At 70.5% G+C, this 14,332-nt stretch carries 14 protein-coding genes; 4 read left to right on the top strand and 10 right to left on the bottom strand.

Annotated features, from left to right (window positions below; all coding sequences use genetic code 11):
* Both ACH4YP_RS42015 and trpS read left to right on the top strand, forming a co-directional pair.
* Positions 1–272: hypothetical protein (locus tag ACH4YP_RS42015; protein WP_398496426.1), on the top strand; the 272-nt coding region annotated here is incomplete at its 5' end.
* A gap of 408 nt (positions 273–680) precedes the next feature.
* Complete coding sequence (gene trpS / locus ACH4YP_RS42010; protein WP_361072287.1) at positions 681–1,679, top strand: tryptophan--tRNA ligase; 999 nt, start codon at positions 681–683, stop codon at positions 1,677–1,679.
* Positions 1,680–1,721: 42 nt separating this feature from the next.
* On the opposite strand, the gene proC is transcribed toward trpS, so the two are convergent.
* From proC to ACH4YP_RS41980, 6 genes are all read right to left on the bottom strand, one after another.
* Positions 1,722–2,531, bottom strand: a complete 810-nt coding sequence (gene proC / locus ACH4YP_RS42005; protein WP_398496424.1) for a pyrroline-5-carboxylate reductase — start codon at positions 2,529–2,531, stop codon at positions 1,722–1,724.
* A 120-nt stretch (positions 2,532–2,651) separates the two neighbouring features.
* Complete coding sequence (locus ACH4YP_RS42000; protein ID WP_361072309.1) at positions 2,652–3,446, bottom strand: ABC transporter permease; 795 nt, start codon at positions 3,444–3,446, stop codon at positions 2,652–2,654.
* Between the two features lie 5 nt (positions 3,447–3,451).
* A complete protein-coding gene (locus ACH4YP_RS41995; protein WP_361072293.1) occupies positions 3,452–4,270 on the bottom strand; it encodes an ABC transporter ATP-binding protein in 819 nt (272 codons plus the stop codon).
* Positions 4,271–4,455: 185 nt separating this feature from the next.
* Complete coding sequence (locus tag ACH4YP_RS41990; protein WP_398496422.1) at positions 4,456–5,241, bottom strand: class I SAM-dependent methyltransferase; 786 nt, start codon at positions 5,239–5,241, stop codon at positions 4,456–4,458.
* Between the two features lie 191 nt (positions 5,242–5,432).
* The gene (locus ACH4YP_RS41985) at positions 5,433–5,915 is read right to left on the bottom strand and encodes an EamA/RhaT family transporter (protein WP_361072298.1); all 483 of its coding nucleotides are present in this window, start codon (positions 5,913–5,915) and stop codon (positions 5,433–5,435) included.
* Between the two features lie 187 nt (positions 5,916–6,102).
* Positions 6,103–6,423, bottom strand: a complete 321-nt coding sequence (locus ACH4YP_RS41980; protein ID WP_361072301.1) for an SH3 domain-containing protein — start codon at positions 6,421–6,423, stop codon at positions 6,103–6,105.
* Between the two features lie 178 nt (positions 6,424–6,601).
* Between ACH4YP_RS41980 and ACH4YP_RS41975 the strand changes: the two genes are divergently transcribed.
* A complete protein-coding gene (locus ACH4YP_RS41975) occupies positions 6,602–8,842 on the top strand; it encodes a serine/threonine-protein kinase (protein ID WP_398496420.1) in 2,241 nt (746 codons plus the stop codon).
* Positions 8,843–8,911: 69 nt separating this feature from the next.
* Here the strand turns inward: ACH4YP_RS41975 and ilvD are convergent, their stop codons facing one another.
* From ilvD to ACH4YP_RS41955, 4 genes are all read right to left on the bottom strand, one after another.
* Positions 8,912–10,765 carry a dihydroxy-acid dehydratase gene (gene ilvD / locus ACH4YP_RS41970; RefSeq protein WP_398496418.1) on the bottom strand — a complete coding sequence of 618 codons (1,854 nt, stop codon included), beginning with the start codon at positions 10,763–10,765 and terminating at the stop codon, positions 8,912–8,914.
* A gap of 115 nt (positions 10,766–10,880) precedes the next feature.
* A complete protein-coding gene (locus ACH4YP_RS41965) occupies positions 10,881–11,495 on the bottom strand; it encodes a TetR family transcriptional regulator (RefSeq protein ID WP_361049969.1) in 615 nt (204 codons plus the stop codon).
* Positions 11,492–12,316: a sugar phosphate isomerase/epimerase gene (locus ACH4YP_RS41960; protein WP_361049972.1), complete on the bottom strand. Its 825-nt coding sequence runs from the start codon at positions 12,314–12,316 to the stop codon at positions 11,492–11,494. The genes ACH4YP_RS41965 and ACH4YP_RS41960 overlap by 4 nt, the downstream gene beginning before the upstream one ends.
* Positions 12,317–12,442: 126 nt before the next feature.
* A complete protein-coding gene (locus ACH4YP_RS41955) occupies positions 12,443–13,375 on the bottom strand; it encodes a Ppx/GppA phosphatase family protein (protein WP_055617998.1) in 933 nt (310 codons plus the stop codon).
* 71 nt (positions 13,376–13,446) lie between these two features.
* Between ACH4YP_RS41955 and ACH4YP_RS41950 the strand changes: the two genes are divergently transcribed.
* Positions 13,447–14,307: a hypothetical protein gene (locus ACH4YP_RS41950; RefSeq protein ID WP_361049976.1), complete on the top strand. Its 861-nt coding sequence runs from the start codon at positions 13,447–13,449 to the stop codon at positions 14,305–14,307.
* The last annotated feature ends 25 nt before the right edge of the window (positions 14,308–14,332 follow it).

Here is a 14,332-nt window from a genome sequence, read left to right as displayed (position 1 = left end):
ATCTGGCGTTGATTTTTGGCACGCTGTTGAGTTCTCAAGGAACGGACGCTTCCTTCGTACTCACCCTCTCGGGCTTTCCTCCGGGCGCTTCCCTTTGGTCTTGCGTTTCCGACTCTATCAGACCGTTTTCCGATCCGATTTCCTCGGTGCTTTCCAGGTTTTCGCTTTCGCGTTTCCCTTTCCGGCGGTTCCGACTCTATCAGATCCTTTCGGGCCTGATTCCCGGTCAGAGCGGGTTGCCTTCGCGGCTGTTGGGCCGTTCCGACGAGTGAGACTTTAGCGGAATCCTGGCCCCCGAGCTAATCGGGGTCACGCCCTTTCGAACGCGGATTCCTCATTTCGCAAACGCGCATGAAAACGGTCCGACGACGGGTCGTCGATCGCTGTCTGCTTGTTGCGGAATGGCTGTCCGGGGACCAACCGAAGTCGGCGCTCACGTCGGACAACTCGGAGAACACTACGTAGGGGTCCAGGGCGTGTCAACTTCACGCCGGATGCCGCCCTGGAGGCGTACCCTCGGGGCCATGACTACGCACGCGTGCACCCAGCTGTGGTGGGCCGCCTGACGGCGGCCGTACATACGCGTGTACTCAACGGCCGCCGCCTCGGCGGCCGTTCTTGTTTCTCCCTTCTGGAGCGCCGGCCGGCGGTGGTGACGGCCTCGACCAGGAGGTAGAGGAATGAAGCGGGTCTTCAGCGGGGTCAAGCCGACCGGGCATCTGACGTTGGGGAACTACCTGGGGGCGATGCGGCGGTGGAGTGCGGTCGATCAGCACGAGGCCGACGCGCTGTTCTGCATCGTCGACCTGCACGCGCTGACCGTGGACCACGATCCCGGCCGGGTGCGCAGGCTCAGTAGGCAGGCGGCCACTCTGCTGCTGGCCTCGGGGCTCGATCCGAAGCTGTGCACCGTCTTCGCGCAGAGTCATGTGGATGAGCACGCCCGGCTGTCGTACCTGCTGGAGTGCGTGGCCACGGACGGCGAGATGCGGCGGATGATCCAGTACAAGGAGAAGGCCGCGATCGAGCGGGCGCGAGGCGGGAGTGTGCGGCTGTCGCTGCTGACGTATCCCGTGCTGATGGCGGCGGACATCCTGGCGTACGGGACCGACGAGGTGCCGGTGGGCGACGACCAGGCGCAGCACGTGGAGCTGGCGCGGGATCTGGCGGTGCGGTTCAACCAGCGGTACGGGCACACGTTCGTGGTGCCGCGGGCCACGCTTCCGGAGGTGGCGACGCGGGTCATGAACCTTCAGGAGCCGACGTCGAAGATGGGCAAGTCCGCCGACGTGGGGCCCGGGATCGTCTATCTGCTCGACGAGCCGGAGGTGATCCGGAAGAAGGTCATGCGGGCCGTGACCGACAGCGGGCGGGACGTGTCGTACGACCGGGAGGCCCGGCCCGGGGTCTCGAATCTGCTGGAGATTCTCGCGGCGTGTGGAAGTGGGAACCCGGAGGCCTTGGCCGGTGTATATGAGTCGTACGGATCTTTGAAGAAGGACACCGCCGAGGCCGTGGTGGAGCTCCTCAGGCCCGTACAGCAGAGGCACAAGGAGTTGTGCGCGGATCCTGCGTACGTGGAGGGGGTGTTGCGGGAGGGTGCGGCGAAGGCCAGGGAGATGGCGAGGCCGAGAGTGGACGCGGCGTACCGGGCGATCGGGTTGCTGCCGGCGATGTGACGAGGAGCGGTGGGGCCGGAGGCGGGTCCGGCCCCGGGGCTCCTAGCTGTTGCCGGAGGCCAGTTCGCGGCTGCGGTCGCGGGCTGCTTCGAGGGCGGCGATGAGGGCTGCTCGTACGCCGTGGTTCTCGAGTTCGCGGATGGCGTTGATCGTGGTGCCCGCGGGGGACGTGACGTTCTCGCGGAGCTTCACGGGGTGCTCGCCGCTGTCGCGGAGCATCACGGCGGCGCCGATCGCGGACTGGACGATGAGGTCGTGGGCCTTGTCGCGGGGCAGGCCGAGCAGGATGCCTGCGTCGGTCATGGCCTCGACCAGGTAGAAGAAGTACGCCGGGCCCGAGCCGGAGAGGGCGGTGCAGGCGTCCTGCTGGGACTCGGGGACGCGGAGGGTCTTGCCGACCGCGCCGAAGATCTCCTCGGCGTGGGCGAGGTGCTCGGCGGTGGCGTGGCTGCCGGCGGAGATGACGGACATGGCCTCGTCGACGAGGGCGGGGGTGTTCGTCATGACACGGACGACGGGGGTGTTCTGGGCGAGGCGCTCCTCGAAGAAGGAGGTGGGGATGCCCGCGGCGCCGCTGATGACCAGTCGGTCGGCGGGGACGTGCGGGGTGAGTTCGTCGAGGAGGGTGCCCATGTCCTGGGGCTTGACCGTGAGGATCAGGGTGTCGGCGCTCTTGGCCGCCTCGGCGTTGGTGACCGGGGTGACGCCGTGGCGCTCCTGGAGTTCCTTGGCGCGTTCGGGGCGGCGGGCCGTGACCAGGAGGTCGGCGGGGGCCCAGCCGGCCCGGATCATTCCGCTGAGCAGAGCCTCGCCGATCTTGCCGGTGCCGAGCACTGCGACTTTCTGGGTCATGTTCGGTTGCCCTCCGAGGGTGCGTCGTCCGAGGCCCATCCTCGCACCGGGAGCGTGGGGCCAGGCCGCGTTGTCCGGTGGGCGGGACGCGGCCGTCCGGGGGCGGGGTGGTGCTCGGTGTCACGCGGTGCGGCGGCGGAGGGTTGCCGCGCCGAGGCTCAGGACGAGGAGGGCACAGGCCGCGACGATCAGGGCGTCGCGGATGAATTCGGCGGTGACGTCGGTGTGCTTGAGGACTTCGTTCATGCCGTCGACGGCGTACGACATGGGGAGGACGTTGGAGATGCCTTCGAGGACGGGGTGCATGTTGGGGCGCGGGGTGAACAGGCCGCAGAGGAGGAGTTGGGGGAAGATCACGGCCGGCATGAACTGGACGGCCTGGAACTCCGAGGACGCGAAGGCCGATACGAAGAGGCCGAGGGCTGTTCCCAGCAGGGCGTCGAGAAGAGCCACCAGAAGGAGGAGCCAGGTCGAGCCGGTGACGTCGAGACCGAGGGCCCAGACGGCAAGACCGGTGGCGAGGGCGGACTGGATGACGGCGAGCGCGCCGAAGGCGAGGGCGTAGCCGACGATCAGGTCGGCCTTGCCGAGGGGCATGGCGAGGAGGCGTTCCAGGGTGCCGGAGGTGCGTTCGCGGAGAGTGGCGATGGAGGTCACCAGGAACATCGTGATGAGGGGGAAGATGCCGAGCAGTGAGGCGCCGATGGAGTCGAAGGTGCGCGGGCTGCCGTCGAAGACGTAGCGGAGCAGCAGGAGCATCACGCACGGGATGAGGATCATCAGCGCGATCGAGCGCGGGTCGTGGCGGAGCTGGCGCAGGACCCGGGCCGCGGTGGCGGTGGTGCGGGAGTAGCTGATCGCGCTCTGCCTCGGGGGCGTGGTCGTGCCCGTACGCGTGGTGGTGGTCGTGGTCATGCTGCTCATCGGACGGACTCCTTGCCGTGCTGGTTGCCGGCCGCGATCGCCTCGTCGACCAGGTGGAGGAAGGCGGCCTCGACGGTGCCGGTGCCGGTCTGGGTGCGCAGGGCGTCCGGGGTGTCGTCGGCGAGGATCTCGCCCTCGCGCATCAGGAGCAGGCGGTGGCAGCGCTCGGCCTCGTCCATGACGTGGGAGGAGACGAGGAGGGTGGCGCCGCGGTCGGCGGCGATGGTGTGGAAGAGCTGCCACAGGTCGCGGCGGAGTACGGGGTCGAGGCCGACCGTGGGTTCGTCCAGGACGAGGAGTTCGGGGGTGCCGAGGAGGGCGACGGCGAGGGAGACGCGGCTGCGTTGGCCGCCGGAGAGGTTGCCCGCGAGGGCGTCGGTGTGGGAGGTGAGGTCCACGTCTGCGATGGCGTGGGTGACGTTCTCGTGGCGGCGCTCGGCGGCGGCGCGGCCGGGGTCGAGGATCGCGGCGAAGTAGTCCAGGTTCTGGCGGACGGTCAGGTCGTCGTAGACGGAGGGGGCTTGGGTGACGTAGCCGATGCGGGAGCGGAGTGCGGCGTGGCCCGCGGGGAGGCCGAGGACGTCCAGGGTGCCGGTGACCTTGGCCTGGGTGCCGACGATCGACCTCATCAGGGTGGACTTGCCGCATCCCGAGGGGCCGAGCAGGCCGGTGATCTGGCCTCGGGGGACCTCGAAGTCGAGTCCGCGGAGGACCTGGCGGATGCCTCGGACGACGGTGAGTTCGGCGGCGTGGACCGCTGGGCCCGTGGGGTGGTTCTGCGGGGTCGCCGGTGGCCCGGGCGAGTAATTCATCATGTGATGAATAATTCGCCTGCGGGATGGAGGCGTCAAGCCTGGGTGGGGGCATGGCTGGGCAGGGGGTACGGCTGGGCGAGGCGCGTGGAGGGGGACGCGTGGTGGAGGGGCTCGTGCGGTACATGGGGTGCTGGGGCGCGGGCGCCCCGTGGTGAGTCGTGGGCGCCCGGCGATGCGTGACGGGGTCAGGGGCGGAGTGCGACGAGGAGGTCGACGTCGTAGGTCTCCTCGACGATGCCGTCCGGGAACACCTCCAGGAGGTGCTCGCGCTCCTCGGCGAGGAAGGACGCCGTGCCCTCCTCGCCGAGGACGAGGAAGATCGAGTGGCTGCCGATGTTGGCGAGGTGCGTGTCGAGGGGGACGCTGCGGGTCCAGCGGACCTGGTGGTGCGTGATGTCCGGGACGGTGATCGCGCCGGCGAAGGCGGTCTCGGCGCGGGCGGAGGTGCCGCCCTTCTTGCCGACCGCCTCGCCGCCGAAGTACCGCTCGACGCGTTGCTCCTGGGCGGCGATCCACGGGATGTCCAGGGCGTCCATGTTCCACCAGAGGGCGAGGGCGCCGCCCGGGCGCAGGACGCGCATCGCCTCCGGGGCGGCCCGGGCCGGCTCCGTCCAGTGCCAGGCCTGGGCGTAGGTAACGAAGTCGGCGGAGGCGTCGGTGAAGGGGAGGGAGTTGCCGTCACCGCGTACGAGGGGGATGTCCGGGAGGGTTTGGCGGAACTGGCGTGCCATGCCGACGCCGGGTTCGACCGCCACGACGTTCGCTCCGCGGGCGTACAGGAGGGTGGTCGCGATGCCTGTGCCCGCGCCCACGTCGATGGCTCGGGCGCCCGACAGGGAGTGGCCCGCGGCGTTCTCCATCGCGTCGAAGAGGGTGGGTGGGTAGGAGGGGCGGTTCGCGGCGTACTGGGCTGCGGCGGCGTTGAAGGAGTGGGCTCGGGTGTGGTGGTGGGTGCGGGAGTCGGCGGTCATGCCGCCATGGTGGCCTTGGGTGGGGGTGGGGGACAGGGGGCCTCGGTAAGACGTTGGGGTGAGGGCGGGGAGGTTTTCGCCCCCGCCGCCCCTACCCAATCCCGTCACTCCCGGGGGCTGCGCCCCCGAACCCCCAAAAGACTGCGCAGTTCCCCGCGCCCCTACAAGCCCAGGGGTGCGGGGCGGAGCCCCTAGCGGCGGCGTTTGCGAGACGGGTTTCCCGTGCGGCGGGCGGTGCGGCGGGTGTGTTCGGTGCGGGCCGTCTCGTACTCCTGGCGGTGGAGTTTCTCGCCGGGGGCCTCGGTGAGGGAGCGGAAGAAGTAGGCGAGGAGGGCGCCTACGAAGCCGATGGCCAGGAGGCCGCGGAGGGACGCCTGGGTGTCGGGGTCGGGGCGCTCGGTGAAGCCCTCCCAGGTGCGGCGGAAGGCGATCGCGCTGCAGATCGCGAACATCACGACGACGAGGAGGGTGACGAAGCCGCCCACGGCCGCGATCGCCAGGCCCTCGTAGGCGAAGCGGAGAATCAGGCAGCTCGCCGCGGCGGCCGCCAGCGAGCCGGCGGCCACGGCCGCGCGGCGGGCCGCGTAGCCGCCGTCGTGGTCCACCCAGGTCGTTCCGAAGAAGCGGATCGGTTCGGGGCGGGGGCCTGTGGGGGTGCCGGTTTCGTCGCTCACGGCTCGATTATCGCCCTGGGCGGCGGAGTGCCGAAGTGTCGGAGTGTCTCAAGAGCGCTTCGGAGTGATTCGGAGTGCTGACGGGTTGGTTCGAAGTGCTGACGGGTGGGTTCGGGTGGTGCAGGTGTGTGAGGGAGCCGCCCGGCTCGTCGGGCCGTGGTCCGCGAGCCGAGCCGCCCCTGCTCGGTCAGCCGCAGCGCGGTGCCACGTAGCCGTCGCTGCCCGTTTTCACGAAGGCGTCGGAGACGTACTCGCCGACCTTGATGTTGTCCCAGATGCTCGTCGTGCCGTAGGGACCGCTGATCGTCTCGCCCGGGCGCTGGCAGAAGATCGGGACCTTGGAGCCCACCGACAGCGTGCGGACCAGGCGGTACTGGGTGCCGGGGCCGCTGCGGACGTTCACGGTGTAGCCGGGTGCGATCGAGTAGAGCTTCTGGGTCGCGGTGGCGGTCGTCTCCGCCCTCGCGCCCGTACTCTCCTCCGCGCTCTCCATCTCTTCAACAGCCATATGGGCCTCCCCCGTTGGATGCGTTCGGACGCACTGTCTTGATCGTCGCGAACGCGTTGGCTTGAAACGCTTTCTTTTCTTTGTGCACGCGGAGGCTAGCAAGCCGCGTGGGTCTCGTACGAACCATCGACTAGGCTCCGTGCGTCGCGCGTGCGTACGTAATTCACGGGGGTGGACCATGCCGCCACGACGCAGCGCCGGATCCGGTGCCGAAGCGGAACTTCCCGAATACGCCGGGCAGTACCGCCTTGAGTCACGCCTCGGTTCGGGCGGTATGGGCGTCGTCCATCTGGCGCGCTCGACCTCCGGGCTGCGGCTCGCGGTGAAGGTCGTCCATGCCGAGTTCGCCAAGGACCCCGAGTTCAGGGGACGGTTCCGGCAGGAGGTCGCGGCCGCGCGGCGGGTCAGCGGTGCCTTCACCGCACCGGTCGTGGACGCCGACCCCGAGGCCGACCGGCCCTGGATGGCCACCCTGTTCATACCGGGGCTGACGCTGGCCGAGCACGTGAAGCGGAACGGCTCGTTGTCGTCCGCGCAGCTGCGTCAGGTCATGGCCGGCCTCGCCGAGGGGTTGCGCGACATCCACCGTGCCGGTGTCGTGCACCGCGACCTCAAACCGAGCAACGTCCTGCTCGCCGACGACGGTCCCAAGGTCATCGACTTCGGCATCTCCCGGCCATCGGACAGTGAGCTGCGCACGGAGACCGGCAAGCTGATCGGTACCCCGCCCTTCATGGCCCCCGAGCAGTTCCGCCGCCCCCGCGAGGTGGGCCCGGCCGCCGACATCTTCGCCCTCGGGTCGGTCCTCGTGCACGCGGCAACGGGGCGCGGGCCCTTCGACTCCGACAGTCCTTACATCGTCGCGTATCAAGTGGTGCACGACGAGCCGGACTTGACGGGTGTCCCCGATGATCTGGCAAAGCTCGTCGGCCGCTGCCTCGCCAAGGAGCCGGACGAACGGCCCACGCCCGACGAGCTCATGACGGAACTGCGGCTCGTCTCCTCGCTCTACGACACCCAGGCGTTCATCCCCGCGCAGCGCACACCGGAGCCGGAGCCGGGGGCCGAGGCCGAAGGCGTCTCCGGGCACGAGCCCGCGCCCCTGCCCGGGGACGGTCCGACTCACGTGCGCGGCAAGCGGCGTACGGCAGCCGGGGCTTCCGGACCGGACCCGGACCCGGACTCGCCCGCCGGTTCCGGGGACCTCTCGTCGCGCACCCGTCGTCGTCGTGTCCTTCTCTCCGTCGCCGCCGGTGTCGTATCCGTACTGGCGGTGGGCGGTGCGCTTCTCTTCGGCGTGCCGAGTGTCGACGGTGACTCCGGCGGCAGCCCGGACCCGGGCACCGAACGCCGTGCCGCCGCCGACACGTTCCGCCCGTGGGTCACGAAGGTGGGCACCGCGCAGGGCGGCATGCCCCAATGCGCCTACGGCGCCGGGGCCCTGCGGTGCGCCGCTCCCGGTGTGCTCGCCGCCTCCGTCGACCCGCTGACCGGCAAGGTGCGGTGGACGCGGAAACCCGGAACCGCGGGAGCCGGCGGCGTGGTCGCACCCGTCCTGTCGGGTGGACTGGTGCACGCCGTCACCCCGGACCAGAAGCAGCTCGTCGCGCTCGACCCCGGCACGGGCAGGACCCGCTGGACGCTGGACATCGCGGCGGAGTACGAGGGCGGTGTGCAGCAGAGCGCGGGCGACACGGTTCTGCTGAGCTCGCCCGACGGCATGGTCACCGGTGTCGACGGCAAGACCGGGGACCGGCTGTGGCGCCATCGCGTGGCCGGCCGGGCCCAGCCCTCCTTCGCGTACTTCGGCGGTGAGCTCGCCTATGCGACGACACTGGGCGCCGACAACACGAGCACGCGGGTGATCGCGGTGGATCCGCGGACCGGGGACGTGCGGTGGCGCCACAGCCTCGACGGACTGCTCGTCCCCGTCGGAGCCGCGAAGGGCACCCTCTGGCTGACCGGGGAGAACTCGTACCAGGAGACCGTGAGCGTCGTCGGCTACACGCCCGACCCGGGCCGCGTACGGCGGATCCCGCTCGGCCTTCCGCTCCCGTCCGCCACGGCCGCCCTGCACGACGGAACGGCCTATTTCCTGGCCACCGGTGGGGCGCTGGTCGCGGTGGACCTCGATGCCGGCAAGCAGCGGTGGCGGCTGGAGACGTCGGTCAGCAGGGGTTCGGCGCCGACCGCCGACGACCGGCATGTGTACGTCACCGCCCCCGACGGCCGGCTGCTCTCGGCCGACGCGCGTACCGGCAGGCTCCTTGGCCAGACCCGTCCACGGCTCAGCGACGACAGGACCGAGGGGGTCGTCGCGGAGCTGCCCGCGCCTCTGGTCGTGGGCGACCGGGTCTACGCAAGCGCGCCCGACGGCAGTGTCTTCGCGGTGGACGCCCGCAAGCCCGCCGGCTGGTAGGTCCCGGAAACGGCGAACCCGCCCGGTGGTGAGGACCGGGCGGGCCCACGTGGTGGGGGTGGTGCGGGGCTAGCCGAGTTTGGAGACGTCCCGGACAGCGCCCTTGTCGGCGCTGGTGGCCATCGCCGCGTACGCGCGCAGGGCGGCGGAGACCTTGCGCTCGCGGTCGGCCGGGGCGTAGACGCCGCCCAGGGCCTCGCGGCGGGTGGCCAGTTCCTCGTCGGAGACCAGGAGCTCGATGCCGCGGTTCGGGATGTCGATGCGGATGCGGTCGCCGTCCCGGACGAGGGCGATCGTGCCGCCGGAGGCCGCTTCCGGGGAGGCGTGGCCGATGGACAGGCCGGACGTGCCGCCGGAGAAGCGGCCGTCGGTGATCAGGGCGCAGGTCTTGCCGAGGCCGCGGCCCTTCAGGAAGGACGTCGGGTAGAGCATCTCCTGCATGCCGGGGCCGCCCTTGGGGCCCTCGTAGCGGATGACGACGACGTCGCCGTGCGTGATCTCCTTCTTGAGGATCTTGTCGACGGCCTCCTCCTGCGACTCGCAGACGACCGCCGGGCCCTCGAAGGTCCAGATCGACTCGTCCACGCCTGCCGTCTTCACGACACAGCCGTCGACGGCGAGGTTGCCCTTCAGGACCGCCAGGCCGCCGTCCTTCGAGTACGCGTGCTCCGCCGAGCGGATGCAGCCGCCCTCCGCGTCCTCGTCGAGGGCCTCCCAGCGCTCGGACTGGGAGAAGGCCTCGGCGGAACGGACGCAGCCGGGTGCCGCGTGCCACAGCTCCAGGGCCTCGGGGGACGGGGAGCCTGCGCGGACGTCCCAGGTCTTCAGCCAGTCCGCCAGGGAGGGGCTGTGCACCGAGTTCACGTCCTCGTTCAGGAGGCCCGCGCGGTGCAGTTCGCCGAGCAGAGCGGGGATGCCTCCGGCCCGATGCACGTCCTCCATGTAGTACGTCCGGTCCTTGGCCACGTTCGGGGCGACCTTGGCGAGGCAGGGCACGCGGCGCGAGACCGCGTTGATCTCGTCGAGGCCGAAGGGAACGCCCGCCTCCTGGGCGGCGGCCAGCAGGTGCAGGATCGTGTTGGTCGAGCCGCCCATGGCGATGTCGAGCGCCATGGCGTTCTCGAAGGCCGCGATCGTGGCGATGTTGCGCGGCAGGACCGTCTCGTCGTCCTGCTCGTAGTGGCGGCGGGTGATGTCCATCACCGTGCGCCCCGCGTTCTCGTACAGCGCCTTGCGGGCCGTGTGCGTGGCCAGGACCGAGCCGTTGCCCGGGAGGGCGAGTCCGATGGCCTCCGCGAGGCAGTTCATCGAGTTGGCCGTGAACATGCCGGAACAGGAGCCGCAGGTCGGACAGGCGTTCTCCTCGATACGGAGGATGTCCTCGTCCGAGATCTTGTCGTTCACGGCGTCGGAGATCGCGTCGACCAGGTCGAGCGTACGGACCGTGCCGTCGACCAGGGTCGCGCGGCCGGACTCCATCGGGCCGCCGGAGACGAAGACCGTCGGGATGTTCAGACGCAGGGCCGCCATCAGCATGCCGGGCGTGATCTTGTCGCAGTTCGAGATGCAGATCAGGGCGTCGGCGCAGTGGGCCTCCACCATGTACTCGACGCTGTCCGCGATCAGGTCGCGGGACGGCAGTGAGTACAGCATTCCGCCGTGGCCCATCGCGATGCCGTCGTCCACGGCGATCGTGTTGAACTCGCGCGGGATGCCGCCCGCGGCCGTGATGGCCTCGCTCACGATCCGGCCGACCGGCTGGAGGTGGGTGTGGCCGGGCACGAACTCGGTGAAGCTGTTGGCGACCGCGATGATCGGCTTGCGGCCGATGTCCGCGCCCGGTACACCGGAGGCGCGCATAAGGGCGCGTGCGCCCGCCATGTTGCGGCCGTGGGTGACTGTGCGGGACCTCAGCTCGGGCATCGTCGCTCGCTCCTTCGGAGAGTAATGACTCACGTCGAGCGTACGCCGGTCATCCAGGGATTGGACAACGTGTCCGGAATGCGGGATGGCCGTCTCGGTTTTCGGCTGTACCCGCTCAGGGGCCCGTCAGGTGTCCCTGGATCACCGGGGCGACCCTCGCGATGAGCTGTTCCGGGTCCGCCGAGGCCAGCGGCTCGACCTTGATCACGTATCGCAGCATCGCGATGCCGACGAGCTGGGCCGCCGCGAGCTCGGCGCGCAGTTCGGCGTCCGGCGCGTCCAGCTGGGCGGCGACGCGGCGCAGCAGCTGGGCCGAGACGAGGCGGCGGAAGACCCCGGCCGCGACCTCGTTGTTCACGGCGGAGCGGACGATCGCGAGCAGCGCCTTGCGGGTCGCCGGGTTCTCCCAGACCCCGAAGAAGAAGCGGGCCAGCCGCTCGCCGACGCCGTCGAGGGGGCCTTCCGCGATCGAGCCCGGGGCGCTCAGGAGGGGCCCGAAGGCGACCTCGATGGACGCCTCGAAGACCTGGTCCTTGGTGCCGAAGTAGTGGTGCACGAGCGCCGAGTCCACGCCCGCGGCCTTGGCGATGCCGCGTACGGACGTCTTCTCGTAGCCCCGCTCGGAGAACTCCTCGCGGGCCGCCGCCAGGATGCGGTCGCGGGCGGCGGGGGTGTCCGCGGAGTCGGCGTGGGAGGGGCGTCCGCGGCGGCGCGGGGCGGCGCTGGTCACGAGCGCGGGACCCGTACGGCCGAGGCCAGGTGGAGCCGGGTGAAGGCGAGGGCCTCCGCGAGGTCGGCCTCGCGTTCGGCGCTGGACATGGCGCGGCGGGTGTTGACCTCGATGACGACGTGGCCGTCGAAGCCGGACAGGGCGAGGCGTTCCAGCAGCTCGGCGCAGGGCTGTGTGCCGCGGCCGGGGACGAGGTGCTCGTCCTTGTTGGAGCCGTTGCCGTCGGCGAGGTGGACGTGGCCGAGGCGGTCGCTCATGCGGTCGATCATCTGGAGCGCGTCCGAGCGGGCGGTCGCCGTGTGGCTGAGATCGATCGTGAAGTGGCGGTAGTCCTCCTTCGTGACGTCCCAGTCGGGGGCGTAGGCGAGCATCTCGCGGTCGCGGTAACGCCAGGGGTACATGTTCTCGACGGCGAACCGTACGTCCGTCTCGTTCGCCATCCGCCAGATCCCGGTGACGAAGTCGCGCGCGTACTGGCGCTGCCAGCGGAAAGGGGGGTGTACGACGACCGTGCTCGCGCCGAGTTTCTCGGCTGCCGACTGGGCGCGCTGGAGCTTGGTCCACGGGTCGGTGGACCAGACGCGCTGGGTGATGAGCAGGCAGGGGGCGTGGATCGCGAGGATCGGGACCCGGTGGTAGTCGCTGAGGCGGCGGAGGGCCTCGATGTCCTGGCTGACCGGGTCGGTCCACACCATGACCTCGACGCCGTCGTAGCCGAGGCGTGCGGCGATCTCGAAGGCCGTTGCCGTCGACTCCGGGTACACGGAGGCCGTGGACAGTGCGACCTTCGCATCCGGGATGCGCACGACTGGTTCTGCCACGGGGACAGGTTACGGGTTGGCTCCGGTGGTTGTGTTCGGGTGGGGGGCTTTGGCCGGGGGGTGACGGGTCGGCGGACCCGCGCACCCCTGAGTGGGGGGAAGTGAGGGCGGGTGTCGAGTGGGGGGCTACGGCGTCGCCATCTGGTCCAGGGTTCGGAGGATTACGCCCTCTCTGAGGGCCCAGGGGCAGATTTCCAGGGTTTCCACGCCGAAGAGGTCCATGGCGCCGGCGGCGACGATGGCGCCGGCGAGGAGCTGGTTGGCGCGGCCGTCGGAGACGCCGGGGAGTTCGGCGCGTTCGGCGGTGGTCATGGCGGCGAGGCGGGGGACCCAGTCCTCCAGGGAGCGGCGCTTGAGCTCGCGCTGGACGTACAGGCCGTCGGCCGAGCGGGCGGCCCCCGCGATACGGGCGAGCTGCCGGAAGGTCTTGGAGGTCGCGACCACGTGGTCGGGGGCGCCGAAGCGGCTGAACTCCCCGACCGTACGGGCGATCTGGGCCCGCACATGGCGGCGCAGGGCCCTGATGTCCTCCGGGTCCGCGGGGTCGTTCGGCAGCCAGCCCGCGGTCAGCCGGCCCGCGCCCAGCGGCAGCGAGGCCGCCGCGTCCGGCTCCTCGTCGATGCCGTACGCGATCTCCAGGGAGCCGCCGCCGATGTCGAGGACGAGCAGCTTCCCCGCCGACCAGCCGAACCAGCGGCGGGCCGCCAGGAACGTGAGCCGCGCCTCCTCGGCCCCGGTCAGGACCTGGAGCTCGACACCGGTCTCGGCGCGCACCCGGGCCAGTACGTCGTCGGCGTTGCTGGCCTCACGCACCGCGGAGGTCGCGAACGGCAGCAGGTCCTCGACGCCCTTGTCCTCGGCGGCCTCCAGCGCCTCCTGGACAACGGCGATCAGTTTGTCGACTCCTACGGAATCGATCGCGCCGCTCTCGTCGAGGAGTTGGGCGAGCCGCAGCTCCGCCTTGTGCGAGTGCGCGGGCAGCGGGCGCGCGCCGGGGTGTGCATCCACCACCAGCAGATGCACCGTGTTCGAACCCACGTCGAGGACACCGAGTCTCATGTACGGAACGCTACTGCGCGCGGAACGCCCAGCCGTCCCCGGATGGCTTCCGGGCCACTTACCCTGGACTCGTGCCAAAGACGAAAAAGGCAAAGGCCGACAAGTCGGCAGCGTCCGCCAAGTCCGCCAAGGGTTCGCCCAAGTCCAAGAAGTCCCCGGCCGTCCCGAAGCGGGATGACGAGAAGGGGCTCGACTTCGCGCGTGCGTGGGTGGAGTTCCCTGATCCGGCCGACGACGAGCAGCTCTTCCGCTGCGATCTGACATGGCTGACCTCCCGCTGGAACTGCATCTTCGGAAGCGGCTGCCAGGGCATCCAGGCGGGCCGCGCGGACGACGGGTGCTGCACGCTGGGCGCCCACTTCTCGGACGAGGACGACGAGAAGCGCGTAGCAGGGCATGTGGCGAGGCTCACGCCGGAGATGTGGCAGAACCACGAGGTGGGGACGGAGACCGGCTGGGTCTCGAAGGACGAGGACGGCGACCGGCAGACCCGGCCGTACCAGGGCTCGTGCATCTTCCAGAACCGGCCGGGCTTCGCGGGCGGCGCGGGCTGCTCGCTGCACATCCTGGCCGTCAAGGAGGGCCGCGAGCCCCTGGAGACCAAGCCGGACGTCTGCTGGCAGCTCCCGGTCCGGCGCACGTACGAGTGGATCGACCGGCCCGACGACACCCGGGTGCTCCAGGTCTCGATCGGCGAGTACGACCGCCGCGGGTGGGGTCCTGGCGGACACGACCTGCACTGGTGGTGCACCTCGGCGACCTCGGCGCACGGCGCGGGCGACCCGGTCTACGTCTCGTACCGGCCGGAACTGATCGAACTGATGGGCAAGGCCGGCTACGACCGCCTGGTGGAGCTGTGCGAGGAGCGCCTGGCGTCGCAGCTGCCGCTGGTGGCTCCGCATCCGGCGGACCCGGCTCGCGGCGCCCCATAAGGCACGCGGGGTTGTGACGTTGTGC

The sequence above is a fragment of the Streptomyces sp. NPDC020747 genome, assembly GCF_044334695.1.
Classification (GTDB): domain Bacteria; phylum Actinomycetota; class Actinomycetes; order Streptomycetales; family Streptomycetaceae; genus Streptomyces.
The sequence above is the reverse complement of the archived record's forward strand: the minus strand, read 5'-3'. Positions and strand labels throughout refer to the sequence as shown.

Excerpts from the sequence above, each read along its gene's own strand:
- trpS (WP_361072287.1), top strand. The coding sequence starts at position 681 with ATGAAGCGGGTCTTCAGCGGGGTCAAGCCGACCGGGCATCTGACGTTG.
- proC (WP_398496424.1), bottom strand. The coding sequence starts at position 2,531 with ATGACCCAGAAAGTCGCAGTGCTCGGCACCGGCAAGATCGGCGAGGCT.
- ACH4YP_RS42000 (WP_361072309.1), bottom strand. The coding sequence starts at position 3,446 with ATGACCACGACCACCACCACGCGTACGGGCACGACCACGCCCCCGAGG.
- ACH4YP_RS41995 (WP_361072293.1), bottom strand. The coding sequence starts at position 4,270 with ATGATGAATTACTCGCCCGGGCCACCGGCGACCCCGCAGAACCACCCC.
- ACH4YP_RS41990 (WP_398496422.1), bottom strand. The coding sequence starts at position 5,241 with ATGACCGCCGACTCCCGCACCCACCACCACACCCGAGCCCACTCCTTC.
- ACH4YP_RS41980 (WP_361072301.1), bottom strand. The coding sequence starts at position 6,423 with ATGGCTGTTGAAGAGATGGAGAGCGCGGAGGAGAGTACGGGCGCGAGG.
- ACH4YP_RS41975 (WP_398496420.1), top strand. The coding sequence starts at position 6,602 with ATGCCGCCACGACGCAGCGCCGGATCCGGTGCCGAAGCGGAACTTCCC.
- ilvD (WP_398496418.1), bottom strand. The coding sequence starts at position 10,765 with ATGCCCGAGCTGAGGTCCCGCACAGTCACCCACGGCCGCAACATGGCG.
- ACH4YP_RS41955 (WP_055617998.1), bottom strand. The coding sequence starts at position 13,375 with ATGAGACTCGGTGTCCTCGACGTGGGTTCGAACACGGTGCATCTGCTG.